The organism is Allobosea sp. OAE752 (genome assembly GCF_050433265.1).
Classification (GTDB): Bacteria; Pseudomonadota; Alphaproteobacteria; order Rhizobiales; family Beijerinckiaceae; genus Allobosea; species Allobosea spartocytisi.
In genome coordinates this window covers 148,318-172,912 of the sequence record NZ_JBNPXO010000010.1, presented here as the reverse complement: position 1 = coordinate 172,912, position 24,595 = coordinate 148,318, and the positions used below count along the sequence as shown (strand labels likewise).

Genomic DNA, 24,595 nt, shown 5'->3' with positions numbered 1-24,595 from the left:
GCACCACAGGACCGTCTGTTTCTCAGGGGTCGAGCGAAATAGGTCAACGATCGCTGTCGCGCACCTTCGCCTCGAACGGCCTCGCTGATCAGCGCCATCGGACTGCCCGATCCATCGAGCGCAGTCGGGGGGAACTGAATGAACTCGAGATCGGCCAGGACGGCTCCGGCGCGGGCTGTCGCTGGGGAGTTCGGTGGCGTACGCAAAGGGCATGCATCTATCCGCTTGGCTCAGCGGGTATTTCGGATGTCAGCTAGGCGTTGGAACGGGGCATTGCGCCGACGCCCGAAAGCGGACATGGCGAGCCCCTGCCGATGAGATCAAACGCAGCCTATATCGCCGTGGCCGAGAAAATGCATGATGGCCTGCCTAGTCAACGGGCCAGCCAATGTTCGCGCACAGTGATCGCGCAGAAGGCATCGCGTGAAACTCAGGATCGGCTACGAACTCGACTACGATTTTCCGCAACCGACACCCGTCATCCTGATGCTGAACGTGCATTTCAGTCGGGTATCGGACCTTGCTCCACCGGACCATATCCGCATCCAGCCTTCGGTGCCCGTCAGCGCCTACCGGGACAGCTTCGGCAACTGGTGCACTCGGCTGCTGGCACCGCAGGGGCCGATGCGGATCACCGCCGACGCGATCATCTCCGATAGCGGCCTGCCGGAAAGCCACGACCTCAATGCCGGCCAAGTCCCAGTTGAACAGTTGCCCGAGGAAAGCCTCGTCTTCCTGCTGGCGAGTCGGTTCTGCGACAGTGACCGCCTGCTGGATCTCGCCTGGCAGCTCTTCGGTCATGCCCGGCCTGGCGCACCACGCGTTCAGGCAATTTGCGATTTCGTCAACCAGCGCATCGCCTTCAACTACAACGATGCCAGCGTAACTCGCATGGCGACCGACGCCTATGGTGAAGGCCGCGGCGTCTGCCGCGACTACGCTCATCTCGCCATTGCCTTCTGCCGGGCGATGAATATCCCGGCACGCTACTGCACCTGTTATCTCGGGGATGTCGGCACGCCGCCGCCCTATCCACCGGGCGATTTCGCGGCGTCCTTCGAAGCCTATCTCGAAGGCGGCTGGCAGATGTTCGATCCGCGCAACAACGTGCCGCGTATTGGTCGCGTACTGATCGCGCGCGGCCGGGATGCGGCCGATGTTGCCATCGCCACCACATTCGGGCCGAACACGCTGACCAGCTTCAAGGTCTGGACCGACGAGGTGGTGGAAGGGGCGACGTAGTCAGCCGCAACTAAGAGATGTTCGGGACGCGCCAACAGCGGATGTAGGCCAGCATCTTGCTGCGCATTAAGGTTTCCTCGGCAAGTCCAAATCCGCCCTCGCGACCTGTCGGCCTTGCAGATTCCCAGCGTTCTGGTTATATTACCGGTTATAGCCCGGAAAGCCAGAATGAGCAAGAGTCCTCAGCGCCGAGCAATCGACAACTATCGCAGTCGCCTGACCGAGCGGGGTATGGCGCGGTTCGAGGTTATCGGTCGCGACGACGACCGCGAGCTGATCCGGTCAGTCGCCAAGCGTCTGGCCGAGGGCGGTTCCGACGCCGATCGACTGCGCGCGGCCGTCAAACAGTCCATTTCCGGCGAGCTCCCGAAAAAGGGGGGTATCCTGAAGGCGCTGCTGGCCTCGCCCCTTATCGGCTCCGAACTCGACCTGACCCGTCCGCGTGAGGAAGGACGGAAGGTCGATATTTGATGCGCTACCTGCTCGACACCAACATCATCAGCAATTTCACCAAGCCGGCGCCATCGGAGTCGCTGATCGCCTGGATGGCTCAACAGTCCGACGATGACCTCTTTATCGCATCGCTAACGCTGGCCGAGTTGCGCCGAGGCGTGCTCGAAAAGCCAGCCGGCAAACGTCGGGACCAACTCGATGCCTGGTTCAGCGGGCCACAAGGTCCGCAGGCCCTGTTCGCTGGGCGGATCCTGTCTTTCGACGAACGGGCCGGTCTCGTTTGGGCGGAGTTGATGGCAGAAGGTAGACCCACAGGCCGTCCGCGTAGCGGGCTCGACACCATCATCGCCGCCATCGCCGCCGCGAACGATTGCGTCGTCGTCACGGACAATGAGCGCGATTTTCTCGGGATCAATATCCTCAACCCGCTCAGAGAGAAGTCCGGATAGAGCTGGACAATTTGTGGACGTTGCAGTGATCAACAACACCTAGGGCGTGCGACAGGAATGGAGTAAAGCCCAACTGGGGGATGGGCTGATGAAAATTAAATTTGTGGAAGTCTCGAACTTCCGAAAGCTGAAGTCGACTCACATTGATTTTGACGAGAAGACCACGATTTTCGTCGGAGCGAACAATAGCGGGAAGACGTCCGCAATGGTCGCCCTCCGCTATTTCCTGCTGTCCCCGGCGCGCCTCGCACTCCGCGACATTACAATCGCCAACTGGCCCAAAATTGACGCGCTCGGAGAGGCCTGGGAGGGTGATACCGAGGCCGATGTAGAACTAGATGCGCTACTGCCAGCCCACCCCGGTCCTCTCGTACTAAGGGCAGATCCTCTCAATTCTCCTACACCCACGGCAGATAGGACCGAACTGTCTCACGACGTTCTGAACCCAGCTCACGTACCACTTTAATCGGTGAACAGCCGAACCCTTGGGACCTTCTCCAGCCCCAGGATGTGATGAGCCGACACCGAGGTGCCAAACGATTCCGTCGATATGGACTCTTGGGAATCATCAGCCCGTTATCCCCGGCGTACCTTTTTATCCGTTGAGCGATGGCCCTTCTACGTGGGACTGGAACGGCCGCATCCTCATCGACACGAATAATCCGATGCAGCGCGTGCCGCTACCGCCCATCGATATCGGCGAGCGCGCATCGACCTCAATCGTCGCGGAGTGGGCACCCGGCGCGCGCATCGTGAAAGCCTTCAACCATCACTTCTAGGGTATTCTCGAGAAGGATCCAGTGACCGAAGCGGTCCCCGCGTCCTCTTTTACGCCGGCGATGACGCAGTCGCCAAAGGAGAGGCGGCCGAGCTGATCGAGCAGCTCGGCTACTTCGGTATCGATCTTGGCGACGTCGAGCATGGCATCCGCCTATTCCAAGGCCCTGGGGGGCCGCTGAGTGCCCACGACCTCGTCAGATTTGGCTGATGGGGCGGGTGTTGCCGAATCCGCGACCCCGCTGCGCAGTCTCCCCGACTAGTCGCGATCGCGCTTGCGCATCTTGACGGCGGGTTGTGGCGTAGAATGGAGGGGAATATCGTATTCGTTATTCGCGGATTCCGTCGGTCCTGGGGGGCAGTGAGGTTGCGCAAGCCCAACAGTCCGGCCTCGCTTGCGGACAAGATTCGAAAGTTGTTGGGTTGCCAATAGCGTTCAAGCCCCCGACGCGGCTCAGGCTGCCTCGGAGCTGGACGGCGCCAGACCTATCAGCGACAGGTCCATGACGGCGTGGGTGCCGCGTCCGCCCGTATCTTCGTAGCGCAGCTCGCTGGCGAGGCTCCTGGCCATCGCGCGCACGATCTTGCTGCCGAGGCCGGTTCCCTTGACTGTGCCGGTCCCGGTCCAGCCGATACCGTCGTCGACGACCTTGAGAGTGACCTTGTCGCCGTTGCGGGAGAGGCTGACACGCACGTCGCCGGCACCGCTAGGATAGGCGTATTTCAGCGCATTCGTGACCAGTTCCGTCGCGATCAGACCGATCGAGATGGCCTTGTCGGTTTTCGCCAACACAGGCACGGCTTCGAAGCGGATGGTCGGCATTTGGCTGGAGCCAGCAAGTGACTGGGAAAACTCTTCCAACAGGGAACGGAGATAGCCTGCGAGATCCACCACACGCACATCGTCGGAGGTATAGAGGCTACGATGGAGATTGCCGATCGCGGCAATCCGTGCCTGAGTTTCGGCAAGCGCCGCCTTGGCGCCGGGGTCCTCGACCGCGTTCGCCTGCATCCGGACGAGCGAACCGACTAGCGACAGGCTGTTGGCAACGCGGTGATTGACCTCGGCGAGCAATGCCACCGCCCGGTCTCGAGCCGCTCGCACTTCCTGCTCCGCTTGTTCGCGCGCTCGGGTCAACCGCGTCTTCACCACGGCATGCTCCAGCGCCGCCCGCAGCAGCACCTCGAAATCCTCGCCTACTGTCTTGACGACATAGTCCAAGGCGCCGGCCTTCAGCGCCGTTACGGCGATCGACAATTCCGAGGAAGCGGTCACGTAGATGACGGCGGGAGAAGCCGCATCCCTGGCAAGCGCCGCAAGGACATCCAGCCCCGAAGCCGTCCCAAGATCGTGGTCGAGGATGATGACGTCGATCCCGCCCGCGGCCACGCGCGCGAGACCTGCTTCCGCGCTCTCGACATGCTCGACGATATAGTTGTGGCGCGCGAGCATGCGCTGCACGAGCCGCCCCAGTGTGGCGTCGTCGTCGATGTAGAGGACGTTGATCGGCCGGTTCGGCATCAGCGGCTGCCACGCGAGTTGGTCATGGCGTTTCCGGAACCTGGATGACGGAGAAGAACAGCCCGAGCTGGCGGATCGCATTGGCGAAGCCGTCGTAGTCCACGGGCTTGGTGATGTAGACATTGGCGCCGAGATCGTAGCAGCGCTGGATCTCGCGGCTGTCGTCTGTCGTGGTCAGCACGACGACCGGCGAACGCTTGGTATGCGTGTTCGCCTTTACCTTCTCGAGGATGTCGACACCGCCCATGTCGGGCAGGTTGAGGTCGAGCAGTATGAGGAGCTGGCGGCCGGCGCTGATGGCGCCGGAGCCGTCGGCACCGAACAGGTAGTTCAGCGCATCCGTGCCGTTGGCGAAGGGGATGATCTCGTTGCTGACGCCGGCGCGGCGGATGTTCTTCTCGATCAGGCGGGCATGGCCTTCATCGTCCTCGATCATGATGATCGAGACGGGCTTTCCATTGGTCACGCTTGGGCACTCCGTTTGTAGGCCGCGAGGTCGGGGGGCAGGGTCACGGTAAAGGTCGTGCCCTTTCCAAGTTCTGAGCGCACGGCGATGTCGCCACCGAGATTGCGCACCATCGTGCGGACATGGGCGAGACCAATGCCTTCGCCAGCCGTATTCTGGGCGCCCGAGCGCCGGAACAGTTCGAAGATGCGCTCGTGATCCGCCGCTGCGATGCCGCGGCCATTGTCCTCGATCTCGATCTTCACCCAGCCGCGACGCTCCCTGCGGGTGCGAACGGCGATCCGGATCGGACGATCGGGCGCCCGGTATTTGATGGCATTGTCGAGGAGATTGCCCATGACCTGGTCGAGAGACAGGCGATCGCTCGTGATGCGGGAAACCTGCGCGTCGATCTCGATCCCGCCGCCTTCCTCCGCGCTGGCTTGATGGTGAACCGCCGCTGCCGCAGTCTCGATGAGCCCGGTGAGATCGATGCTTTCGGCGCGCAATTCACGCCGGCCCTCACGGGAAATCTTGAGGATCGCGTTGATGAGCCCGTCCATCTTGCGCGTCGACGAACGGATGAAGCCGATCGCCTCCGCGACATCGACCCGCAGAGCCTCTTCGGCGGCCGCCTTCTGCTCCGGGGAGGCTGCATGTCCGGCGACGACAAAGGCGTCGATCGGCTTGAACATCGCTTCGAGCTCGCTGGTGAAGCCCATGATGTTCACCAGCGGCGCCCGCAGATCATGCGTCACGATATAGGCGAAGCGCTGGACCTCCTCGTTGGCCTTGAGGAGCGCGTCGGTACGCTCGCGCACCCGCTCTTCGAGGCCGAGATTGAGCGTTTCGACCTGGCGCCGGGCCGTGACGAGTTCGCGCGTATAGCTGATGATCGTCCAGCTCGCCGCTCCAGCCATAGCCAGGATCAAAATGGCGCCGATGATGGTCGTCCAGCGCAGTCGCGATGAGGCCGTGACCTGGGCATCGATCGCCGCCCTGAGCTCGGTTTCCGAGATGGCCAATATCGCGCTTAGATCGGAACGCAATTCATCCATCAAGCGCTTGCCGGTTCCACTGCGGACCAAGCTCATTGCCGTCTCGGTATCGCCCTTGCGCGTCGCTTCGACCGTTGCGGCGAGCTCCGCCATCTTCTGTTCAAGCTCGCTGTTGATCCGCTGCAAAATCGGACCGATCTCGCGCAACCTCGCCGCGGCCCGTTCAAGCCGAGCGCGCTGTTCCGCAAGCCGGGAGACGGCGGCGTTGTAGGGAGCGAGATAGCTTTCGTCGCGCGTCAGTAGGTAGCCGCGCTGCCCCGTCTCGGCGTCCTGCACCAGTGAAAGCAGGTCGGCGGATGAACTCCGCACCGCGCGAGCTGCGGTCACTTCGCCAAAATAGCGTTCGCTAGCCGTCGTCAGCCACAGGGACGTCGCGACGATGGCGAGCAGCACCGCGATGCCGATGGCCAGGAGTAGGGCGTTCGAGCGTTGGAAAAACGCCTGCGAGATCGGCATGCAAAGGACCAGGTGAAGATACCTCTCTCTTCACCAATCGAAGCTTCTAGAGCAACAGCAAATGACATTGCATCCAGCTCGTTCTTGTGCATCGCCCACTGATTGAGCACGCCTTGGATTTCCACGAGAAGTGCTGGCTTCGAATAGGACTGCCGGCAGAGCCCTGTCCTTCAACTTGTTCTCTTGGGCTTGGATACGGTCGAATCATCTCCGGGAAGACTCTCCAGGCGCAAATTGGCCACGTAGACTTTTGCACCCTGAGCATTCTCCACGGTGACCGAAAGCAACATGTTGTCGCCATTGGGTAGCTTTTCGCGGTTCAGTTCAGCGAGGAGTTCCTTGGCGGCATTTCGCGCGCTCTGGTCATCGGGCAGATCAGTGCCCTCGTCGTCGATGTCTAGCTTGTCTCCGTCGCGGGTATGAAAGAAGTAGCTCGGCATGCCTACCCAATGCAGGCGAGGCCAACCTGTTCCTCAAGCCATCTCGATTTTGGCGACGCAGGGCTGGAAGCCCAGATGGTGTGATGGAGATCCGCCAGGCCGCACAAGCGTCGTGCAGCCAGTGCGAATGGTCTCGACGTCTCGTGCCAGCCTCTCCCGGTCCCGCTCCTGCTCTCGCCTACGCCTTTCCGCCCTGATCTCGGCCAGCGTCGGCAAGCGGACTGAAGGTGGCTTCAAGCTGGCGACATCGCCGTCGCTGATACGAGTGAGGTCATATGAGCCGATGGCACCGGAGTGCTGGTGCGCTTGCGTTGGCTTGCCGTGTCCACGGTCGAGGATGGCTTTCGCCGCAGCGACGCGGGCGGAATCGCTCTCGCTCTTCGTCGCGACCGCGACAAGAGCCTTCAGGGCGATTTCTGTATGGACCTTGGCGAGGTCGGAAAGGGTCGCCTTCTGCTCGCGAGTGGCGCGGGCTGCGATCCCTTCTTTCTTCCGGAGCCTTCGCGCTTCCCGCCCCGTTGGCAGCCACGTTTGATTTGAATTGAATTCTGCAGAGGAACTCAAAATTCCCGCTCGACAACGAGCCCGCGACCCTTTCCGATTGTCCGCCATACTGCGGCGGCACGGAACATTGCGCCACCCATCTGGTTCTTCCGCCGCAGGGATAGCAGGGTCGACCTTCGGCTTAACCGTCGACGTAGGAAATCCAGATGATCAGGAATGTTCTGTTCGCCGCAGGGATCGTCCTGCTGCCCGCCACTGCTATGGCTCAGGGTCAGGGGCAGCCGAATGGCCTCCCGGAACCGCCCTCGATGCGCAGTGAACTGGCACCGCGCTTCAAGGCGTATGTGATCACTCAGCGCCCGACCTCGTTCACCTATTCGGAGCCGCTTACCGTCGGCACCGTCCTGCCTCAGCAAGGCGTCGTGTATCGCGAGGTTCCGGCCGAATACGGCGTGAGCGGCTATCGCTACACGGTGATTAATGACCGCCCGGTCTTGGTCGAGCCGAGCACGCGTCGAGTTGTTCAGATCATCGACTAATCGGCAATATGCGCGGGCCGGCGGCATAGGGGTCGCCGGCCTGCTGTTACGGCGGCGCCTTGGCTCCAGAATATCTCGTTCTTGATGCCCTTGATAAGGCCGACGTACGCCCCGATCCTGGCGCCAATGACGGCTGAGATGCCCATTCCACCGATGCCGGCTCCTTTGTCGAGATCGGTCTTTAGAGACTCATCGCTTCATGGCATCGGTCAGGGCAGCGCCTGTCACAGCGTCGAGGGCTTCGTCATCCAAAGCGAGCATCTTTCTTGTCGGCATCCACGAGCTTGCTCCTGCTCCGTCCGGCGGCCCGTCGTTTCGTAGGACAAGATGTATTAGAAGCGGTTTGCGGAAGCCTTCCTTGGATAGCCTGAATCCGCACTCCCGAGATCTCGCCGGGGATCAACAACCCGAGCATACGACTTGATGAAGGCGTGCCGACGCCTCAGCCCTTCCCGAATGCCACGCCAGGTCTTCGGTCACCCTCGCCTCGGCCTTGGACAGCCTGCCATGCTTGACGAGATCGGCGACGAGTTCGATCGTGCGACCAGCCGGGCTTTCTGTGTCGAGGAGCTTCATTTCGCCCTCACATAGGGAACGGAAGCGTCTGCAACCCGTTCTCATAGGTGCGTAACCCCACCGGCTGCGGAGGCACCTATGAACCAGCTCGTAGCAATTGCAGCTCTTGCGGCGGCTGTCTCGGGTTCGGCTGCAGCGGGCCCTTCAAACGATGAGACGTTGACGACGCAGCAATGCGCAGCGCAGCCGGTGTCGGCCTATCAGGCCATCGTGCGGCTTGGCATCCAGTTTGACGGCTTCGTCGCCGTGCCTGAGCATCCGTCGATGACTCTGACGCCTGGGCAGGCCCGCTCTCTTCAGGCCAGTGATGGCGTTGATTGAGACCAGGGCGCAAAAGCTGCCTGACGAACCCCTGGGCAAAGATGCTCCGGGAAGCGCGGCGCCTTCAGATGTTCATTCACTTGCCGATAGGCATGAGGAAGCCGACAAGATGAAGCGGCTGGTTGTGGACCAAAACAGCCAAAGAAATAATTCTTTGTTTATCAGTACGTTATGCGAAGCATCGAATGGACTGGGGTATGGGTTTGGTGTCTGGAACAAATGACGTTCTGTGACCGTCCCGCCGTATTCTGTGTGATCCTTCCCGCTTCCGAAACGCATGCAGGGTCACGAGTTTCCCGTGACAGCTACGGTTACCCTCGGACGGCACGACCATGGGCCGCCGAGAAATCGCACCGGCGCACGCAATGGCCAGCAAGAGATCACCCGAGCGTGCACCTTCATCGATGACCGCTCATCGCCTTAGATTCGACTTCGCGAGCTCGACAATCTCGTCGCCGCGGCCGTTAAGCACCGCCTTGAGCATATAGAGGGTGAAGCCCCTCGCCATCTCGGCCGTGACCTTCGGTGGCATGGCGAGCTCCATCCGGTTGACGACTGCGTCGACGAGCACGGGGCCGGGATGGGCCAACGCTTCGGCGAGCTTGCTCTCGACTTCCGCCGGATCCTCGATGCGAATGCCTTTGATGCCAGCAGCCTCCGCCATGGCGGCGAAGTTGGGATTGATGAGCTCGGTGCCGGTATCGAGAAAGCCGGAGGACTTCTGCTCAAGCTCGATGAAGCCGAGCGCACCATTGTTGAAGACGATCACCTTCACCGGAAGGTTGAGCTGGGAGAGGGTGAGCAGATCGCCCATCAGCATGGTGAAACCGCCATCGCCTGACAGGGAGATGACCTGGCGTTGCGGGAAGGCAGCCTGCGCGCCGATCGCCTGCGCCATCGCATTGGCCATCGAGCCGTGCCAGAATGATCCGAGCAGGCGACGTTGTCCGTTCATCTCAAGATAGCGCGCCGCCCAGACGGTCGGAAGACCGACGTCACAGGTGAATATCGTGTCCTCGCTCGCGAGCTCACTCACCAGCCGCGCGATATGCTGCGGATGCAAGACGCCGCCGGGTCTCCCGGTGGCGAGGTCATCCAATCCCTGGCGCGCCTCGGCATAGTTCTTAAGGGCAGCATCGAGGTGCCGTCGATCGCTCTTTTCGGTGAGGCGAGGAAGGAGCGTGCGCAGCGTCGGCGCGACTTGGCCGATGAGGCCGAGTTCGACCGGTGCCCGCCTGCCGATGGCCTCGGGCCTGACATCGATCTGAGCGATTCGGACGCCCTTGGGGAAGAATTGCCGATACGGGAAATCGGTGCCGAGCATAAGAAGGGAGTCGCACGATTCCATGGCGTGATAGCCGGAAGCAAAGCCGATCAGGCCGGTCATGCCGACGTCGTAGGGATTGTCCCATTCGACATGTTCCTTGCCGCGCATGGCATGGACGATGGGCGCCTTCAGGGTTTCGGCAAGCTGCATCAACTCGTCGTGAGCGCCTTCGCACCCGCTGCCGCACAGCAGCGTCACCCGTTCGGCCTTGTTCAGGAGGCGGGCCAGCCGATCGAGAGTCTCCTCGGCCGGCACGATGACGGATTGTGCCGGTGCAATACCCAAGGGCAGCGTGGCCGACGCGTTCATGGCCGGCTTGAGCGCAACGTCGCCGGGGATGACGACGACGCTGACGCAGCGCTCGGCGATCGAGCGGCGCACCGCGATTTCAAGTACCCGCGGCATCTGCTCCGGGGTCGAGACCAGCTCACAATAGCTGGAGCATTCGCGGAAGAGCTGCTCGGGATGGGTTTCCTGGAAATAGCCCGTGCCGATTTCCGCTGACGGGATATGGGCGGCGATGGCGACGACAGGCACGCGCGAGCGATGGCAGTCGAACAGGCCATTGATGAGGTGCAGGTTCCCGGGGCCGCAGCTCCCGGCACAGACGGCTAGCCCACCGGTGACGTGGGCGTCGGCGCCGGCGGCGAAGGCGGCGACCTCCTCGTGCCGGACATGGAGCCATTGAATGCCGCCATGACGCCGCAGCGCATCGGTGAAGCCGTTCAGGCTATCGCCGACGATCCCATAGACGCGCTCGACACCGACGGCGGCGAGCGTTTCGACGATCTGATCGGCAACTGTCTTGGCCATGATATCCTCCTTAGATGAGGTGCAGTTCTTTGGCGGCGGCGGTGAGCTCGTCGCGAAACTCGGGATGGGCGAGACCGATTAGCGCATAGGCGCGCTCGGTCGATGACAGCCCCTTGAGGTTGGCGACGCCAAACTCGGTGACGACATAGTGCGTGTCGATGCGCGGAGTCGTGACCGGTCCGTCAAGCCGCGGGACGATGCGCGAGATCTTGCCCTTCGCCGCCGTCGCGCGCGCCGCGATGATCGACTTGCCGCCCTTCGACGCGTAGGCGCCACGCACGAAATCGAGCTGTCCGCCGGTGGCGCTATATTGGTGGCCGAGCATGTGCTCGGAGTTGCAGGCGCCGGTCAGGTCGACCTGCAGCGTCGCATTGATCGAGATGACGTTATCGTTCTGCGCGATGATGCGTGGGTCGTTGACATAGTCGACCGGCCGACTCTCGATGGACGGATTGTCGTTGATGAAGTCGTACATCGACTTCTGACCCATGGCGAAGGTGTAGACCGACTTGCCGCGGTTGACGGTCTTGCGTTGGTTGGTGACGACGCCAGCGCGCAGGAGATCGACCAGGCCCTGGTTCAGGGCTTCGGTGTGGATGCCGAGATCGTTGCGGCCAGTGAGAGCAGCGCATACGAGATTGGGGAGTGCGCCGACACCCATCTGCAGGCAGGCCCCATCCGGCACGAGCTCGGCGATGGCGCGGCTGATCACCTCGTCCTCGGCGGTGGCTCCGCGGGAGGGCAATTCCAGCAGCGGAACATGGTTCTCGACAATCGCATCGACCTCCGAGACATGCAGCGCAGCGCCTTCGCCCTGGACGCGCGGCATGTTCTCGTTGACCTCGACGATGAGCCTCTTGGCCGAGCGGGCAACCTTGGTCGAATAGTCGTTGCCGGTGCCGAAGCTGAAATAGCCGTGGCGGTCCATTGGCGAGACGGTGTGCACGAAGGTGTCGATGCCGATCTCGTCCGTCAGCAACCGCGGCGCCTGGTGAAAGTTGGACGGCACATAATTGACGACCTTGCGGCCGTCATCCTCCATGCCGCGCTGGATGAGCGCGCGTTCGACGCCGGTCACGAACATGCTGTAGGGCTTGATCCGGTCGTTGAGCTCGTAGCGCAGGACCGTGTCGCCGGCGATCTTCGCCGTCTCGTAGTAATAGATCCTGAGATCTCCGACCTCACCGGCGGCAGCACGGTCGGCGAGCGCCTTCAACAGCGCCGGCGGCTCAGCCGCAAACATGCCCATTGATAGGCGGCTGCCGGAGGGAATGGCGGCCACCGCTTGTTCGGGTGTCGTCAGTTTGGATGCATAAAGCGCGGCAATATCCATGACCGCTTCTCCTTCTTATCGGGTTGTCTGTTTTCAGTAGTTGGCCGCTTCTTCGGGCGAGTGGCCGCGCCGGTGGACGAGCATCGTCCGCTCGAAGCTCATCACTTCGATGCCGTCCTGGTTCACGCCGCGCGTGCGTACCGTGACGATCCCCTGCGTCGGGCGGCTCTTCGACTCGCGTTTCGTGAGCACGGTGCTCTCGGCGTAGAGCGTGTCGCCGGCGAACACGGGATGGGTGGCCTTCACCTTGTCCCAGCCGAGATTGGCGACGACCTTGGCGCTGACAGTGCGCACGCTCATGCCGGTCAGCAGAGCGAGCGTGAAGGTCGAGTCGACGAGCAGCTTCTTCCACTCAGTTTTCGCCGCATAGGCGGCGTCGAAATGGACCTGTTGGACGTTGAGCGTGAGCAGGGTGAAATAGACGTTGTCGACGTCGAGGACGGTGCGTCCGGGACGGTGCTCGAACACGTCGCCGGGTTCGAAATCTTCCCAATAGAGGCCGGAGGTTTCGCGATAGCGGCGTTCGCCAACGGCTTTGTAGGCAGGCAGGATGGTGTCCATGGTGTTATCTCCATTGACTCGAGGTGACGTTTTGAGGGGGCGCGGGGCTATGCTGTGAGCCCGGCAGCGGTGAGGGTACGGCGCGCCTTGCGTGCGACTGCTTCGTCGATCATTTGGCCCGCGACCGTGCCCACGCCCTTGGCGTTCTCGGCGAGGATCGCGCGAGCCGCTGCCACTGCCTCCTGCGTCGGGGTCAGGGCCGTGTTGATGGCCTGAACCTGGCTCGGGTGGATCGCGGCCTTGGCGTTGAAGCCGAAGGCCGTGGCGTGGGCGATCTCCTGCTCCAAGGCAGTCGGATTGCGGATGTCGAAATAAGGGGCATCGATCGCGAGCACGCCGCCGAGCGCGCAGGCCGAGACCAGTCGGGCACGGACGAAGGCCAGCGGCTCCCATGCCGTGGCCGCGCCAAGATCTGCCGCCGTGTCGGCAGCGCCAAACATGAGGCCGGCCAGCCGCGGCGTTGCCGTGGCAATGGTTTCGACGGCGGCGAGGCCCCGCGCGCTTTCGATGATGCCTACCAGCTTCGAGGGCCGCTTTGCCGCCGTCAGCAGGCGGTCGAGGATTTGCAGGTGCCCCGCCGTCTCGGTCTTGGGCAGGACGACATAATCGGGGCTGGCCTCAGTCTCCAGCAATGCCGTGAAGTCGCGCAGGCCGGCCTGCGTGTCGAGCCCGTTGACGCGCAGGGCATGGCGTATGCCGTCCGGATTGCGGCTTGCTAGGGAGTCGAGCGCCGCCTGGCGGGCACGATCCTTGTCGCTGGCGGCGACTGAATCCTCAAGGTCGAGGATGACCACATCGGCGCCCACCGAGGCAGCCTTTGCGAAGCGGTCGGGGCGGGTTGCCGGCGTGAATAGCCAGCTTCGGGTGGGGCTAGGGGCGATGTTCGACATGGGGCGGTCTCCTTTGCCCCAAGAGGTAGTCCCCCATTCTTCATTGATCCAATATATGATACTATCAAGTATAAGTGGTTTTGGAGATGATGATGGAGCTGCGGCATATCCGCTATTTTCTGGCTGTCGCGGAGGAGCAGCACTTCACAAGAGCTGCCGCCAAGGTCGGCATCGGTCAGCCGCCACTCAGTCAGCAGATCAGGGATCTGGAAGCGGAGGTCGGAGCGCCGCTGTTTCATCGGGTCGCTCACGGCGCGGAACTCACTGAGGCCGGCAAGGCGTTTCTCGAAGGCGTGAAGGAGATGCCGTCGCTGGTCGAACGGGCCTCAGTGGCGGCGCGGCGTGCGGCGCGCGGCGAAACCGGATCGCTTCGTGTCGGCTTTACTGCGTCGGCAGCCTTCAATGTCGTCGTTCCCTCGGCGATCCGTTCGTTCCGGCGCGCCTATGCCGAGGTCCATCTCACGCTCGAAGAAGCCAACACGACGCGGCTCGTGGCCGGCTTGCGGGAGGGGTCGCTCGACGCCGTGTTCCTGAGGCCGGACGCGGCCGGCATCGCCGGGCTTCAGCTACGCCTGCTGTCGGAGGAGCCGATGATGGTCGTCCTTCCTGAAGGACATCCGGCGGGCAAACATCAGGAAGTCGACCTGGCGCTGTTGAAGAACGACGCGTTTCTACTGTTCCCGCGTGATATCGGACCGACGTTGTATGACACGGTCGTCGAAGCCTGTCGGAGTGCAGGTTTTGAGCCGACGATCGGGCAGTTCGTGCCGCAGATCGCGTCGGTCGTGAACCTGATCTCGGCCGAATTCGGGGTATCTGTCGTTCCGGCCTCGATGAGCCAGTTGAGCGTGAAAGGTGTCGTCTTCCGTCCGATCGCTGGCCAGTCTCCGGTGACCCGCCTTGCGCTTGCCTATCGTCGAGGCGAGACGTCGACGGTGGTCCGCAATTTCGTGGCGCGCGCCGTTTCCTGAAAGACCGGTTGCTAGACCAGCCTTACGGTCTTTGCGATGCGGGTCGGATGGATTCCACGCGAGGTCTCTTGCATGAAGGCCTTTCGGCGCTCGGCGGCATCGCGATAGCTCGGCGTCGACAGGGCACTGGCCAACTCCTCTTCCGAGTCGAAGGAGATCTGCACGATCGCGTCGACGGGAGCCTCGATCCCATCTGTCGTCAGGTCTTCGAGATAATAGTGAGTGTAGGATCGCGTTTGCGGCATCGCGACGTATGTCGGACCGTATTCATGTTCCATGAAGGCCCGAAACTCCTCCGTCGAAACCTCCGGCCGCTTGCGAATGATGGTCATCAGCTCGAACATCTTGGCTCCATGTCCTGGTTGTTGGAGGCGACGTGCGGCGCGCCGCCTGTGGTGATGGACGCCGTCAGGCGTCCTGACCGTCCTTCAAGGCATCCAGACCCGGCGCTACGGTCATGACATTGACCTCGGCCACGACGATCTCAGCGAGACCTTGCCGGGTGAACGGCTCGGCCGCCACGAAAGCATCGACCGCAGCGCGATCGTTCTTCGCGAACAGCATCCCGCCGGTCGGCGGAACACGGCGGCCACCCGCGAGAAGAAGCCCGTCCTCGAACCCCTTCGCGGCCCAGGCGTGATGAGCCGCGCGGATGGGTTCGAGCTGCTCGGGCGTGCCTTTGGGCGTCAACGATATGATGAGCATGGGAATGTCCTCGAAGTGTGGTTTCGATCAGGGTTGCATCACGACCTGCTCAAGGCTGCCGGCAGCGCCAGCGGCATCCATCGCAGAGATGAGTTCGGAGAGCGGGAAGACTTTCGGCATGATCGCGCGAAGGTCGAGGCGGCCGGCGCGGACCAGGGCCAGCACATTGCGGAAGGCGTCGGTCTTGTGCATGAAATTGCCGATGATCTCGATGCTGTTGAGCATGAGCTGGAGATAGGGCACCGGCAGGTCGACCATCAGGCTGCCCATCAGCACCAGACGCCCCTCGCGACGCAGGGCATTGAGCGCGGCGAGCGTCGAATTCGGCTCCTGCGCGCCGCCGATCATGTCGAAGGCGATCTCAGCGCCGCCGCCGGCTGCTTCCCGCAGGGCCTTCGCATCCTGCTGGATGTTGCCACTCAGGACGATGGGTACGACAGCCTTGCCGCCGAGCGCGGTGAGCGTGTCGAGTTTTGAAGCGTTGCGGCCTGCGGCGACGACACGGCCAGCTCCCATGGCGAGCGCCATCAGCACGGCCGCACTGCCATAGGCGCCGGTAGCGCCGTTGACGATCAACGTCTCGCCGGCCGCCAGGCGCCCGCGCACCAGCCCGCCGTAAGGCACGACAAAGCGGGCCGCCGCGCTGAGCTGCGTCGCGGCCATGTCGTCGAAGCCATCGGCGGGGACGACAGCCGAAGCGGGCAGCAGGGTGTATTCGGCAAGCGAGCCGTTGGGCCAGTCGGCCTGGATTTTCTCGCTATCGGGTCCGAAGGATGTAACGCCGATCAGGAGCTGGGCCGGATCCGGGACATTCTCGGCGGAGCGGAAGAGCGAGGAGAGCAGCACCCGTTGACCGGGCCGCAACTGCCAGACGTCGCGACCGACGGCCCGTATAACGCCGACGCAGTTACCGCCCGGGGTGAACGCGCCATCTGGCGCATGATAGGGCGGCAGCTTACCCTCAACATACGGCTTCATGTAGGACATGAGGGTCGAGGCCTCGACCTTCAGGAGAATGCTCCCCGGGCGAACCTCGGGCACCGGTACGGTGTCGAATGTGAGTTCGCCGCCGAGGCGGCTGAGCCGCCACGCTTTCATCGTCGTCGGAATGGAATGAGTCATCACGATCTCCTTTGGCTATCCAAATGATAGCAATGGAGATGCAGCTTCAATGGACGATGCGGCTCGAAGTGTCCGCGATACGTATCCGACCGTCCGGGTTTGCGTTGCGAGCGGTATCAGGCCAACGCCGGCACCCCGTCCTCCCTCTCACCGACCTCTTCCCGGCTGACGCTTCGCAGGGTCCCCGGCGCGTAACCGAAGATGCGTTTGAAGGATTGACTGCAAGACGTGCGGGACTGGTAACCGTTGTGCTCGGCGATCGTGGCGAATGCCTGATCTGTGTCGAGGAGCGCGCGTCGAACGCGGTACATCCGCCAGCGGGTCAGATAGTCGAGAGGTGACAGGCCGACACGCGCACGAAACCGCTCGGCGAAGGAAGAGCGCGACATGCCTGCCACCTGGGCCAGCGACGCAACCGTCCAATTGTGCGCGACATTAGCGTGAAAGCTGCGCAACGCGCGGCCGATCTTCGGATCGGCAACGCCCGCCAGCCAGTTGGCCGTCTCGGGCGCAGCGCTGGCAAGATGTGCTCGAATGGCCTGGACGAGCAGAATGTCGGCCAGCCGGTCGATGATGACGCTTTCGCCCGGCGCGCCGCCTCCGGTTTCCTTGCCGAGAAGGACAAGCGTATCGCGAAGCGCGCTGGCTTCCGGAGCATCCGCCTTGATATGAATGATGGGCGGCAGCGCCTCCCGCAGCCAGGAGGCACCCTCCTCATCGAAGGTGAAACGGCCGCCGATGACGATCTTGTCCGGTGGGCTGTCGCCAAGGCGCACGACACCGTCGATGCTTCGATTGGCCATGAAGTAGGCGGTGCCGTCGAATTCGGCGATGTCCTCGGCGTTGTAGGTTCGGTAGGGCCTGCCGTCCGTCAACAGATAGCAGTCGCCGGTCTCCAGCCGGATCGGTTCCCGCTGGCCATCCACCCAGAGCCGCAGATGCCCGAACAGGACGGACCCGAATTTCAGATGCTGATAGGGCCCGAAACGCATCGCGTAAGGCCCGCGGCTCTCGAACCGGAGCGGGATGGCCCGTTGGACGGACAGCATCGTCAGGATGTCGGAAAGGGGATCCATATCTGATCTTCGGACTAACGGATACGATTGATGGATTTATGGAGACCTATCGTCCGACGTGCAAGTGCTACTGCTCTGTTTCGCGAAAACAGAACGGAGAAGTCGCCGATGCAATATGCGCAGTTGGGGAATACCGGCACGTTCGTGTCGCGCATCTGCCTTGGGGCGATGACATTCGGCGGCACGGCAAATCCGGTTTCGGACGCGGTCGGCCGCCTGACGGCCGGCGAGGCCGACACAATCATCGGTGCGGCGCTCGATGCGGGCGTGAACTTCATCGACACAGCCGACGTCTACGGCGCCGGCGCCTCGGAAGCCCTTCTCGGCGAGGTGCTGGGCGCGCGACGCAAACAGATCGTGCTCGCGACCAAGGTCAGTGGCCGGATGGGACCGGGCCCCAACCAGGTAGGGCAGTCGCGCATCCATGTTATGGAGGCCCTGGAAGCAAGCCTCGCCCGGCTGAAGACCGACCATATCGATCTTTATCAGCTCCACAACTTCGATCGGTTCACGCCGCTGGAAGAGACGCTGCAATCGCTCGACGACGCCGTGCGACAGGGCAAGGTCCGCTACATCGGCTGTTCGAACCATGCGGCATGGCAGATCGTGAAGGCGCTCGGCATATCGGCGCGTGAGCACATCGCGCGCTATGTGACGGTGCAGGCCTATTACTCGCTCGCCGGTCGTGACGTGGAAGCGGAGATCGTGCCGGCGGCGATGGACCAGGGGCTCGGGCTGCTGTGCTGGAGCCCGCTGGCCGGCGGCCTGCTCTCGGGCAAGTTCGATCGTCATGGCGCGACCGAACAGGGTTCAAGGCGCGAAGTGCGGGGCGCATCGGCGCAGTTCCCGCCGGTCAATGAGGAGCAGACCTTCGCGATCATCGATGTCCTGCGCGAGATCGCGGCGCGGACCGGCGCCAGCCCGTCACAGATCGCGCTCGCCTGGCTGCTTGTCCAACCAGTGGTCACCAGCGTGATCACGGGGGTGAAACGTCTTGCGCAACTGGAGGACAATCTCGGCGCGGCAGACCTCACGCTCTTGCCCGAGGATTTGGCTAAGCTCGATTCCGTGAGCCGCACATCCGCGCGCTATCCGGGCTGGATGCAGACCTATCGCTCCAGGGCGCGCGTGCCGAACGGCCATCCTTTCCCCTTCGAAAGCTGGGGGCCTTGAGCGGTGGTCAGGCGGGTTTGACGTCGCGTCTGGCGGCCCATGTCTGGAGCTCTTGCAAGGCGGGCTGAAGTGCACGACCGTCGGCCGTCAAAGCGTATTCGACCTTTGGCGGTACGACCGGGAACACCGTGCGAGACACGATGCCATCGGCTTCCAGATTGCGGAGCTGCTGGATCAGCATTTTCTGCGAGATGCCGGGAATCTGACGTTGCAGCTCGGAGAAGCGCATCGTTGGCGCGGTGAACAGCCGGAAGATGATCAGTACCTTCCAACGGCCCTCCAGCACACGCACGGCGGCTTCAAGCTGTTCGGACGAACAGGGAGAGGGCTGAAGGCTCTGGGCATCGTCTACAGTTACCATTTGGTGAGTATTATACTTTTCCGTCCGTTCTTGCAAATAGGTTACTGCAAGCGATATTCGGAAAAGCGCGTCATTTCGTGGAGATCGCCGGATGAGCCGAACCCCTGTTTCCTCTCTTTTTGAACCGCTGAAGCTTGGCGGGAGCCTGGTGCTTCCAAACCGGATCGTCATGGTCGGCATGACGCGGACACGGGCTGCAGCAGATGGCACGCCGACGGCATTGATGGCGGAATATTACGGACAGCGCGCCGATGCCGGCCTCATCATCACCGAATCGACGTCCGTCAGCGCGGTCGGCCGGTCCTTCCTGACGGGGCCGGGTATGTACACGACCGAGCATGCGCTCGCCTGGAAAAAGGTGGTCGACGCGGTCCACGAGCGCGGCGGCCGGATTGTTCTGCAGATCAATCACGTCGGACGGGTCAACAATCTCCAGTATCTGCCGCACCCGATCCCGCCGGTCGCGCCATCTCCGATCGCCGTGCCCGGCACCTCGCGTCAGATCGTCATCAACATTCCCCGCGTAACGCCCTACGTCGAGCCGCGTGCGCTCGAGACCGAAGAGGTGCCCTTGATCGCCGCCGAGTTCGCCCACGCAACCCGGCTTGCCGCCTTCGCGGGCTTCGACGGCGTCGAAATCCACGCCGGCTATCTGATCCACCAGTTCCTCTCGACCAATGCGAACAAGCGCACCGACCGCTACGGCGGATCACCGGAGAATCGGGCGCGCATGGCACTCGAAGTGCTCGATGCGGTGACCGCGGTGAAGGGGCCGGACTATGTCGCGATCAAGCTTACGCCCGGCTGGACCAACAACGAGATCGAGGAGGAGCAGGTGGAGGACACCTACGGCCATCTTCTCGATGAGATCGCGGCGCGCGGCCGCCTGATGTTCATACACTTCTACTTCCCCGACCTCGCCACGTCCGGGCTGTTTCGATCGCTGCGACAGCGAGTGCGAGGCCCGGTCCTTGTCGATGGCAGCCTGGCGCCGGCCGACTACGCAGCCATGGTAGCAGCCGGCGAGGCCGATCTGGCGGGGTTCGGTCGTGCGTTCATCGCCAATCCGGACCTGCCATCGCGGCTGCAAGGCAGTCTGCCGCTGGCCGACGTCGACTACGGGACGCTCTATGTCGGTGGCTCCGAAGGCTACACGACCTATCCTCGCGCCGCGGCGTGAGGGTCATGTCATGTGGGATGATCTTGAATGATCGTTCCAAATACGTTACCAAGGGCCATGCCCCGGACAAAATCATTCGATCAGGACGCCGCACTTCAGGCAGCGATCAGCACCTTCGCCCAGCATGGCTACGAAGGCACCTCGGCGCAGATGCTGACGCAGGCGATGGGGATCGGTCGGCAGAGCATCTACGATACCTTCGGGGACAAATGGCAGCTCTACCTGGCGGCACTGCGCGCTTACACGATCCAGAGTGTCAGCGATCAGATTGCCGTCGTGCGGCAGGCGAGGCGGGCGATCGACGGCATTCAGGCCCACTTGCTGGCCTTCGCCGAGGCGGCCCATCGTTCTCCGGCCTGCCTGGGCCTGTCTTCGGTCAGCGAATTTGGATGCGGACGCCCCGAGGTCACGGAGATCACGAGCAAATCGAATGCCCTGCTGACCGGTGAACTCGCAAGGCGGATCGCGGAGGCGCAAGGCGCCGGTGACGTCGCCGCCGACCTCGATCCCGTTGAGACCGCCGGGTTCCTCGTCGGCAATCTGTCCGCCATCAAACTTGCCGCTCGCGGCGGCGCCTCGCCGGAGAGGCTTTGCGCCATGGTGTCGATTGCGCTGCGCGCGTTGCGGTAGAGTTTTGCCACTATTTTGAACGATCGTTCAAACTGTTGCAGTGAAAGGAAGAGATGATGAGTGCAATTGTTCTTCGCCGGCATGGTGGGCCCGAGGAGTTAAAGCTGGAAAACCGGGCGGAGGCAAAGCCCGGTCCGGGAGAGGTTTTGGTCAGCGTCGCCTACGCGGGGGTCAACTTCATGGATATCGGCGTCCGCAAAGGCATGCTGTGGCGCGATCAGGCTTTGCCGTTCGTTCCGGGGGTGGAAGGCGCGGGGACGATCTTGACGCTCGGCGAGGGAGTCAGCGATCTGGCCGTCGGCCAGCGCGTCGCATGGCCCTATGTGCAGGGAAGCTATACGCAGCAGCTCATCACTTCTGCCGCATCCTTGGTGCCTTTGCCGTCCGAGATCAGCGACGAGATCGCCGCCGCCGCGATGATGCAGGGCCTCACCGCGAGCCACATTGCGACCCGTTTCTATGAAACGCGATCCGGCGATGTGGCGCTTGTGCATGCGGCCGCGGGGGGTGTCGGCAGCCTGTTGACCCAGATCGTCAAGATGCGCGGCGGATCCGTGATCGCCCGTGTTTCGAGCGCCGAAAAGGTCGAGGCAGCGAAGGCGGCGGGCGCCGATCACGTCATCGTCGATTCAGACGGCAAGTTTGCGGACCAGGTCCGCGAACTCACGGGCGGCGTCGGCGTGAATGTCGTCTTCGACGGATCGGGGGCGACGACCTTCGATGATTCTCTTGCCTCGCTTCGCCCTATCGGCACGCTGGCTTATTTCGGGCCGGTTCTCGGCGCGCCGCCGCCGATCAACATCGCCGCGATGCAGAACAGCATCAAGATCGGCTTCCCGAAGTATTCGGACTCGCTGCTCACTCGCCAGAATCTGCTTGCACGGTCCGAAGAGCTCTTCGAGTGGATTCGATCGGGTGCGCTGAAGATCGCGATCAGCAATATCTACCCGTTGGCCGATGCCGCCTTGGCACACGCCGATCTTGAATCGCGCAAGACCACAGGCAAACTCCTGTTGCGTGCGTGAGATCGTCCGTTATGGGCCGCTCCGCAGCATCCACGCTGGAGCCGAACTGGTTAACGTGCTTTGGGCGCGATAGCCGGTTCGGCAGCTTTCGCGTTCCTGAACCGCGCGAGCTTGGCGCAAATGAAGGTTTCGACCTCGCGCAGCGCCGCCTGCTTCTCGCGAACGACAACCAGCCGCGCTTCGAGAAACTCGATTGTCTGCTCCGGGCTCAGGCGTGCAGTTCCATAGGTCTTCAGAAGGGGGGCGATCTCCTTGAGGGAAAACCCCAGTTGTTGGGCTTGGCGGACATTCTCGATCGTTTCCAGGACCGCAGGGTCATAGTCACGATAGACCTTGCTCCCCGCCTGTCTCGGGGTCGAGGCGATCAGGCCCATCTCCTCATAGTGGCGGATGCCGTCCTTCGACATACCGGCGATCTTGGCCACTTCGTTGATGAGCATCATGCGCGCCTCTTGACTGTGGGGTTTCCCCACAGATTACCTGATGTGTCACTCGTTGAAAATGCCAGGTGTGACAAGACATGAGTAGCAGTTCGAAGCCAGTCGCCCTCGTCACGGGCGCTTCGTCGGGCATGGGCAAGGACATTGCCCTTCGCCTCATCAAGGAAGGCCATATCGTTTATGGTGCGGCTCGCCGGATCGAGCGGATGGCCGATATGGAAGCCGCAGGCGGCATATCGGTCGCGCTTGATGTGACCGACGACGCTTCGATGGTCGCAGTAATTGGTCGAATTCTACGAGAGCAGTGCCGGATCGACGTTTTGATCAACGGCGCTGGGTATGGCGAATACGGCGCGCTCGAAGACGTGCCGATCGCCGAAGCACGCCGGCAGATGGAGACCAACCTCCTCGGCCCCGCCCGCTTGGTGCAACTGTGCCTTCCGCATATGAGGGCGCGCAAGTCCGGGAAGATCGTCAACATCTCCTCGGTTGGCGGCAAGTTCGCACTGCCTTTGGGAGGTTGGTATCACGCCTCGAAGTTCGCTCTCGAAGGTTACTCTGATGCGCTCCGCAACGAGGTCCGGCAGTTTGGAATCGACGTGATCGTGATCGAGCCGGGTGGAATTGCCTCCGAATGGGAAGGGATCGCCGGCGAGGGTGCGCAGCGACACTCCGGACACGGCGCCTACGCCGAAATGGTTGCCAAGTTCCGGAAGATGCAGGGCCGAAAGCTGCCTCCACCGAGTGTGGTAACGGATTTGGTTGTGCGCGCGCTTCAAGCCCGGCGCCCCGCTACGCGCTACAGCGGGGGATTGATGGCGCGTCCCCTGCTGCTTTTACGGCGGCACCTGTCCGACAGGCTGTTCGACCGCTTGGTGATGTTGGCGTTTCGATAAGGTCAAAGTTCTATGAGTTTTATTTACGAGGAGATGCAGTGAACCGGGAGATCGGGGAGATGAGATTTTGTCACGTCGCCATGAGATAGCGTACATCTCGCTCGATCTTGGCCGCAGACTAGGCGACAAGGTTCGAAATCGTCCCTTCTACTAATCGCAAGGGTGTTGCGAGCCGCCGCACGGCGCTAAGAGGGCTGTCAAAGACTGCAGAAACAGGAGAAAATTGCCGCACTTGTGAAGGGAAAGGGAGAAGGAAAAGGGCTCTCTGTTCACAACATGCGGCGGGCTTGGGCTGGCGGGGTACGCTTTGCGTTTTACCACCCGTCGGAACAACGGTGCGGCCGGACGGAGTAAATTGGCAAGTCCCTCATTTCAGAGGCAATTCAAGTCGAGGCGTGACCGATCGTGTTTCAGAATGCCCGTGGGGCATCGGGCGGGATAGTTGTGGACGGTCGATCACGGGAGCCCACTGAGAAGCATGATGCGTCACGGTAAAGCACGATCAAGCATGATTATTCATGCCGGGTGGCGTGGGATCGATTGGCAGCTCGCAGGGAGCAGGCCCATCCTCGCACGCGGGGATGCGTTAACTCGCCTCGTCGAACCTTGAAACCGTGAGTTGCGAAACGGATTTACCGTGGCCGTTTAACATCTCGCGTGCGATCCGGCAGGGCATCGACCGCTTCCTCGGCTCCCTGATCCTTATGAAGAACGCCCTCCCGCAGCACCTTTGTAGCGGCGTCGGCTTTCTTCTTTGGATCAGTCGGCAATCCCTCCGTCTCAGGAGTGGCCTCAAGCCCGATGTCTTTCGGCTTCCTGCCTTCGTTCCTGGCGGTAGCGGCGAAGGTCGCGAGCGATTCAGGTTGTTCCTTGGCCATGGCGCATTCCTCCGAATGCTATGCCAACCGAGCGCCCTTCTCGTTGTTCCTGCGAAAACGACAAAGCCCGACCGCTTGGGCCGAGCTCGCTGGCGGCGTATCGTCCACCGCGACGCAGCGGATCGACTTTCGCTATCCAGCAGCGACATAGGCGTCACACGCTGCATCTCCTTGGGCTAGTCCTTGGGCGAAGCGTTCGTGCCGTCGATTAGAGAGGATTGGCACGTGAACGAGCTCTCAACCGCAGGTGGGGCCATCGGAATGCAGACCTCTGACTGGGCATTGATAGTCTCGATCTGCCCACTGCCATGGTTCAACCTTAAATTGCACTACCGTTGCTATTGCGCCCGCGTCACGCCCGTTAGATTCGCGGCGTCCTGGAGGTTTCTATGGCTGACTCGCCGTCTAACGCCCTACCCTCGTCACGCTGGA

At 62.3% G+C, this 24,595-nt stretch carries 29 protein-coding genes, 1 pseudogene and 1 other annotated feature; of the genes and pseudogenes, 12 read left to right on the top strand and 18 right to left on the bottom strand.

All coding sequences use genetic code 11. The features are described from left to right. The first annotated feature begins 423 nt into the window (after positions 1–423). The 4 genes and pseudogenes from GGC47_RS22690 to GGC47_RS22675 form a co-directional block, all read left to right on the top strand. Positions 424–1,242 carry a transglutaminase-like domain-containing protein gene (locus GGC47_RS22690; protein ID WP_429068925.1) on the top strand — a complete coding sequence of 273 codons (819 nt, stop codon included), beginning with the start codon at positions 424–426 and terminating at the stop codon, positions 1,240–1,242. 168 nt (positions 1,243–1,410) lie between these two features. Further along, positions 1,411–1,713 carry a hypothetical protein gene (locus tag GGC47_RS22685; protein WP_142021311.1) on the top strand — a complete coding sequence of 101 codons (303 nt, stop codon included), beginning with the start codon at positions 1,411–1,413 and terminating at the stop codon, positions 1,711–1,713. Continuing rightward, positions 1,713–2,144, top strand: coding sequence for a PIN domain-containing protein (locus tag GGC47_RS22680; RefSeq protein WP_429068917.1), 432 nt, complete (start codon positions 1,713–1,715; stop codon positions 2,142–2,144). The genes GGC47_RS22685 and GGC47_RS22680 overlap by 1 nt, the downstream gene beginning before the upstream one ends. An 88-nt stretch (positions 2,145–2,232) precedes the next feature. Next, a pseudogene (locus GGC47_RS22675) lies at positions 2,233–2,367 on the top strand (AAA family ATPase); the annotation flags it as partial. Between the two features lie 198 nt (positions 2,368–2,565). Continuing rightward, positions 2,566–2,725: a sequence feature (23S ribosomal RNA rRNA prediction is too short), on the bottom strand. A 194-nt stretch (positions 2,726–2,919) separates the two neighbouring features. On the opposite strand, the gene GGC47_RS22670 reads toward GGC47_RS22675, so the two are convergent. The 6 genes from GGC47_RS22670 to GGC47_RS22645 form a co-directional block, all read right to left on the bottom strand. Further along, positions 2,920–3,066, bottom strand: a complete 147-nt coding sequence (locus GGC47_RS22670) for a hypothetical protein (protein ID WP_429068915.1) — start codon at positions 3,064–3,066, stop codon at positions 2,920–2,922. A 309-nt stretch (positions 3,067–3,375) separates the two neighbouring features. Continuing rightward, positions 3,376–4,443: a sensor histidine kinase gene (locus GGC47_RS22665; RefSeq protein WP_429068912.1), complete on the bottom strand. Its 1,068-nt coding sequence runs from the start codon at positions 4,441–4,443 to the stop codon at positions 3,376–3,378. Positions 4,444–4,465: 22 nt separating this feature from the next. Further along, positions 4,466–4,879, bottom strand: a complete 414-nt coding sequence (locus GGC47_RS22660) for a response regulator (protein WP_038357980.1) — start codon at positions 4,877–4,879, stop codon at positions 4,466–4,468. Between the two features lie 26 nt (positions 4,880–4,905). Next, the gene (locus GGC47_RS22655) at positions 4,906–6,402 is read right to left on the bottom strand and encodes a sensor histidine kinase (RefSeq protein WP_429068910.1); all 1,497 of its coding nucleotides are present in this window, start codon (positions 6,400–6,402) and stop codon (positions 4,906–4,908) included. 170 nt (positions 6,403–6,572) lie between these two features. Then, a complete protein-coding gene (locus GGC47_RS22650) occupies positions 6,573–6,842 on the bottom strand; it encodes a DUF6894 family protein (RefSeq protein ID WP_429068908.1) in 270 nt (89 codons plus the stop codon). Between the two features lie 33 nt (positions 6,843–6,875). Then, the gene (locus GGC47_RS22645; protein ID WP_429068906.1) at positions 6,876–7,406 is read right to left on the bottom strand and encodes a hypothetical protein; all 531 of its coding nucleotides are present in this window, start codon (positions 7,404–7,406) and stop codon (positions 6,876–6,878) included. A gap of 146 nt (positions 7,407–7,552) precedes the next feature. On the opposite strand from GGC47_RS22645, the gene GGC47_RS22640 reads away from it, so the two are divergent. Beyond that, a complete protein-coding gene (locus GGC47_RS22640) occupies positions 7,553–7,885 on the top strand; it encodes a DUF1236 domain-containing protein (RefSeq protein WP_185747880.1) in 333 nt (110 codons plus the stop codon). Between the two features lie 399 nt (positions 7,886–8,284). Here the strand turns inward: GGC47_RS22640 and GGC47_RS22635 are convergent, their stop codons facing one another. Next, positions 8,285–8,461: a hypothetical protein gene (locus GGC47_RS22635; protein ID WP_429068903.1), complete on the bottom strand. Its 177-nt coding sequence runs from the start codon at positions 8,459–8,461 to the stop codon at positions 8,285–8,287. Between the two features lie 78 nt (positions 8,462–8,539). Between GGC47_RS22635 and GGC47_RS22630 the strand changes: the two genes are divergently transcribed. Further along, a complete protein-coding gene (locus GGC47_RS22630) occupies positions 8,540–8,782 on the top strand; it encodes a hypothetical protein (protein ID WP_429068900.1) in 243 nt (80 codons plus the stop codon). Between the two features lie 412 nt (positions 8,783–9,194). On the opposite strand, the gene poxB is transcribed toward GGC47_RS22630, so the two are convergent. From poxB to ripC, 4 genes are read right to left on the bottom strand one after another with little or no spacing between them, the layout of a single operon-like run. Beyond that, positions 9,195–10,922 (bottom strand): ubiquinone-dependent pyruvate dehydrogenase, encoded by a 1,728-nt coding sequence (poxB, locus tag GGC47_RS22625; RefSeq protein ID WP_429068897.1) that lies wholly within the window; start codon positions 10,920–10,922, stop codon positions 9,195–9,197. Positions 10,923–10,932: 10 nt separating this feature from the next. Then, complete coding sequence (locus GGC47_RS22620; RefSeq protein ID WP_429068894.1) at positions 10,933–12,255, bottom strand: acetyl-CoA hydrolase/transferase family protein; 1,323 nt, start codon at positions 12,253–12,255, stop codon at positions 10,933–10,935. Between the two features lie 33 nt (positions 12,256–12,288). Continuing rightward, positions 12,289–12,816, bottom strand: coding sequence for a (R)-specific enoyl-CoA hydratase RipB/Ich (ripB, locus tag GGC47_RS22615; RefSeq protein WP_112765040.1), 528 nt, complete (start codon positions 12,814–12,816; stop codon positions 12,289–12,291). A gap of 47 nt (positions 12,817–12,863) precedes the next feature. Then, positions 12,864–13,706: an itaconate degradation C-C-lyase RipC gene (gene ripC / locus GGC47_RS22610; RefSeq protein ID WP_429068891.1), complete on the bottom strand. Its 843-nt coding sequence runs from the start codon at positions 13,704–13,706 to the stop codon at positions 12,864–12,866. A gap of 92 nt (positions 13,707–13,798) precedes the next feature. Between ripC and GGC47_RS22605 the strand changes: the two genes are divergently transcribed. Continuing rightward, positions 13,799–14,677 (top strand): LysR family transcriptional regulator, encoded by an 879-nt coding sequence (locus tag GGC47_RS22605; RefSeq protein WP_112765077.1) that lies wholly within the window; start codon positions 13,799–13,801, stop codon positions 14,675–14,677. Positions 14,678–14,688: 11 nt separating this feature from the next. On the opposite strand, the gene GGC47_RS22600 is transcribed toward GGC47_RS22605, so the two are convergent. From GGC47_RS22600 to GGC47_RS22585, 4 genes are all read right to left on the bottom strand, one after another. After that, the gene (locus tag GGC47_RS22600) at positions 14,689–15,021 is read right to left on the bottom strand and encodes an EthD domain-containing protein (protein WP_429068889.1); all 333 of its coding nucleotides are present in this window, start codon (positions 15,019–15,021) and stop codon (positions 14,689–14,691) included. Positions 15,022–15,085: 64 nt separating this feature from the next. Next, positions 15,086–15,382 (bottom strand): YciI family protein, encoded by a 297-nt coding sequence (locus GGC47_RS22595; RefSeq protein WP_429068887.1) that lies wholly within the window; start codon positions 15,380–15,382, stop codon positions 15,086–15,088. Positions 15,383–15,409: 27 nt separating this feature from the next. Further along, a complete protein-coding gene (locus GGC47_RS22590; protein WP_429068884.1) occupies positions 15,410–16,504 on the bottom strand; it encodes a quinone oxidoreductase family protein in 1,095 nt (364 codons plus the stop codon). A gap of 116 nt (positions 16,505–16,620) precedes the next feature. Continuing rightward, a complete protein-coding gene (locus GGC47_RS22585; protein ID WP_429068883.1) occupies positions 16,621–17,580 on the bottom strand; it encodes an AraC family transcriptional regulator in 960 nt (319 codons plus the stop codon). A gap of 108 nt (positions 17,581–17,688) precedes the next feature. Here GGC47_RS22585 and GGC47_RS22580 point away from each other — a divergent pair, with 108 nt between their 5' ends. After that, positions 17,689–18,753, top strand: coding sequence for an aldo/keto reductase (locus GGC47_RS22580; RefSeq protein WP_429068881.1), 1,065 nt, complete (start codon positions 17,689–17,691; stop codon positions 18,751–18,753). A gap of 7 nt (positions 18,754–18,760) precedes the next feature. Here the strand turns inward: GGC47_RS22580 and GGC47_RS22575 are convergent, their stop codons facing one another. Next, positions 18,761–19,114 (bottom strand): winged helix-turn-helix transcriptional regulator, encoded by a 354-nt coding sequence (locus tag GGC47_RS22575; protein ID WP_429068879.1) that lies wholly within the window; start codon positions 19,112–19,114, stop codon positions 18,761–18,763. A gap of 91 nt (positions 19,115–19,205) precedes the next feature. Between GGC47_RS22575 and GGC47_RS22570 the strand changes: the two genes are divergently transcribed. From GGC47_RS22570 to GGC47_RS22560, 3 genes are read left to right on the top strand one after another with little or no spacing between them, the layout of a single operon-like run. Next, positions 19,206–20,294, top strand: a complete 1,089-nt coding sequence (locus GGC47_RS22570; RefSeq protein ID WP_429068877.1) for an alkene reductase — start codon at positions 19,206–19,208, stop codon at positions 20,292–20,294. Between the two features lie 27 nt (positions 20,295–20,321). Next, positions 20,322–20,924 (top strand): TetR/AcrR family transcriptional regulator, encoded by a 603-nt coding sequence (locus GGC47_RS22565; RefSeq protein WP_429068876.1) that lies wholly within the window; start codon positions 20,322–20,324, stop codon positions 20,922–20,924. Between the two features lie 56 nt (positions 20,925–20,980). Continuing rightward, positions 20,981–21,949 carry a quinone oxidoreductase family protein gene (locus GGC47_RS22560; protein WP_429068875.1) on the top strand — a complete coding sequence of 323 codons (969 nt, stop codon included), beginning with the start codon at positions 20,981–20,983 and terminating at the stop codon, positions 21,947–21,949. A 50-nt stretch (positions 21,950–21,999) separates the two neighbouring features. Here the strand turns inward: GGC47_RS22560 and GGC47_RS22555 are convergent, their stop codons facing one another. After that, the gene (locus tag GGC47_RS22555) at positions 22,000–22,392 is read right to left on the bottom strand and encodes a MerR family transcriptional regulator (RefSeq protein ID WP_429068873.1); all 393 of its coding nucleotides are present in this window, start codon (positions 22,390–22,392) and stop codon (positions 22,000–22,002) included. A 77-nt stretch (positions 22,393–22,469) separates the two neighbouring features. Here GGC47_RS22555 and GGC47_RS22550 point away from each other — a divergent pair, with 77 nt between their 5' ends. Then, positions 22,470–23,285, top strand: coding sequence for an oxidoreductase (locus GGC47_RS22550; protein WP_429068872.1), 816 nt, complete (start codon positions 22,470–22,472; stop codon positions 23,283–23,285). Positions 23,286–23,917: 632 nt separating this feature from the next. On the opposite strand, the gene GGC47_RS22545 is transcribed toward GGC47_RS22550, so the two are convergent. Then, the gene (locus GGC47_RS22545) at positions 23,918–24,163 is read right to left on the bottom strand and encodes a hypothetical protein (RefSeq protein WP_429068870.1); all 246 of its coding nucleotides are present in this window, start codon (positions 24,161–24,163) and stop codon (positions 23,918–23,920) included. Positions 24,164–24,595 lie beyond the last annotated feature (432 nt).

Coding starts and splice junctions, on each gene's coding strand:
- GGC47_RS22685 (WP_142021311.1), top strand. CDS start 1,411: ATGAGCAAGAGTCCTCAGCGCCGAGCAATCGACAACTATCGCAGTCGC.
- GGC47_RS22680 (WP_429068917.1), top strand. CDS start 1,713: ATGCGCTACCTGCTCGACACCAACATCATCAGCAATTTCACCAAGCCG.
- GGC47_RS22670 (WP_429068915.1), bottom strand. CDS start 3,066: ATGCTCGACGTCGCCAAGATCGATACCGAAGTAGCCGAGCTGCTCGAT.
- GGC47_RS22665 (WP_429068912.1), bottom strand. CDS start 4,443: ATGCCGAACCGGCCGATCAACGTCCTCTACATCGACGACGACGCCACA.
- GGC47_RS22660 (WP_038357980.1), bottom strand. CDS start 4,879: ATGATCGAGGACGATGAAGGCCATGCCCGCCTGATCGAGAAGAACATC.
- GGC47_RS22655 (WP_429068910.1), bottom strand. CDS start 6,402: ATGCCGATCTCGCAGGCGTTTTTCCAACGCTCGAACGCCCTACTCCTG.
- GGC47_RS22650 (WP_429068908.1), bottom strand. CDS start 6,842: ATGCCGAGCTACTTCTTTCATACCCGCGACGGAGACAAGCTAGACATC.
- GGC47_RS22640 (WP_185747880.1), top strand. CDS start 7,553: ATGATCAGGAATGTTCTGTTCGCCGCAGGGATCGTCCTGCTGCCCGCC.
- GGC47_RS22635 (WP_429068903.1), bottom strand. CDS start 8,461: ATGAAGCTCCTCGACACAGAAAGCCCGGCTGGTCGCACGATCGAACTC.
- GGC47_RS22630 (WP_429068900.1), top strand. CDS start 8,540: ATGAACCAGCTCGTAGCAATTGCAGCTCTTGCGGCGGCTGTCTCGGGT.
- poxB (WP_429068897.1), bottom strand. CDS start 10,922: ATGGCCAAGACAGTTGCCGATCAGATCGTCGAAACGCTCGCCGCCGTC.
- GGC47_RS22620 (WP_429068894.1), bottom strand. CDS start 12,255: ATGGATATTGCCGCGCTTTATGCATCCAAACTGACGACACCCGAACAA.
- ripB (WP_112765040.1), bottom strand. CDS start 12,816: ATGGACACCATCCTGCCTGCCTACAAAGCCGTTGGCGAACGCCGCTAT.
- ripC (WP_429068891.1), bottom strand. CDS start 13,706: ATGTCGAACATCGCCCCTAGCCCCACCCGAAGCTGGCTATTCACGCCG.
- GGC47_RS22605 (WP_112765077.1), top strand. CDS start 13,799: ATGGAGCTGCGGCATATCCGCTATTTTCTGGCTGTCGCGGAGGAGCAG.
- GGC47_RS22600 (WP_429068889.1), bottom strand. CDS start 15,021: ATGTTCGAGCTGATGACCATCATTCGCAAGCGGCCGGAGGTTTCGACG.
- GGC47_RS22595 (WP_429068887.1), bottom strand. CDS start 15,382: ATGCTCATCATATCGTTGACGCCCAAAGGCACGCCCGAGCAGCTCGAA.
- GGC47_RS22590 (WP_429068884.1), bottom strand. CDS start 16,504: ATGACTCATTCCATTCCGACGACGATGAAAGCGTGGCGGCTCAGCCGC.
- GGC47_RS22585 (WP_429068883.1), bottom strand. CDS start 17,580: ATGGATCCCCTTTCCGACATCCTGACGATGCTGTCCGTCCAACGGGCC.
- GGC47_RS22580 (WP_429068881.1), top strand. CDS start 17,689: ATGCAATATGCGCAGTTGGGGAATACCGGCACGTTCGTGTCGCGCATC.
- GGC47_RS22575 (WP_429068879.1), bottom strand. CDS start 19,114: ATGGTAACTGTAGACGATGCCCAGAGCCTTCAGCCCTCTCCCTGTTCG.
- GGC47_RS22570 (WP_429068877.1), top strand. CDS start 19,206: ATGAGCCGAACCCCTGTTTCCTCTCTTTTTGAACCGCTGAAGCTTGGC.
- GGC47_RS22565 (WP_429068876.1), top strand. CDS start 20,322: ATGATCGTTCCAAATACGTTACCAAGGGCCATGCCCCGGACAAAATCA.
- GGC47_RS22560 (WP_429068875.1), top strand. CDS start 20,981: ATGAGTGCAATTGTTCTTCGCCGGCATGGTGGGCCCGAGGAGTTAAAG.
- GGC47_RS22555 (WP_429068873.1), bottom strand. CDS start 22,392: ATGATGCTCATCAACGAAGTGGCCAAGATCGCCGGTATGTCGAAGGAC.
- GGC47_RS22550 (WP_429068872.1), top strand. CDS start 22,470: ATGAGTAGCAGTTCGAAGCCAGTCGCCCTCGTCACGGGCGCTTCGTCG.
- GGC47_RS22545 (WP_429068870.1), bottom strand. CDS start 24,163: ATGGCCAAGGAACAACCTGAATCGCTCGCGACCTTCGCCGCTACCGCC.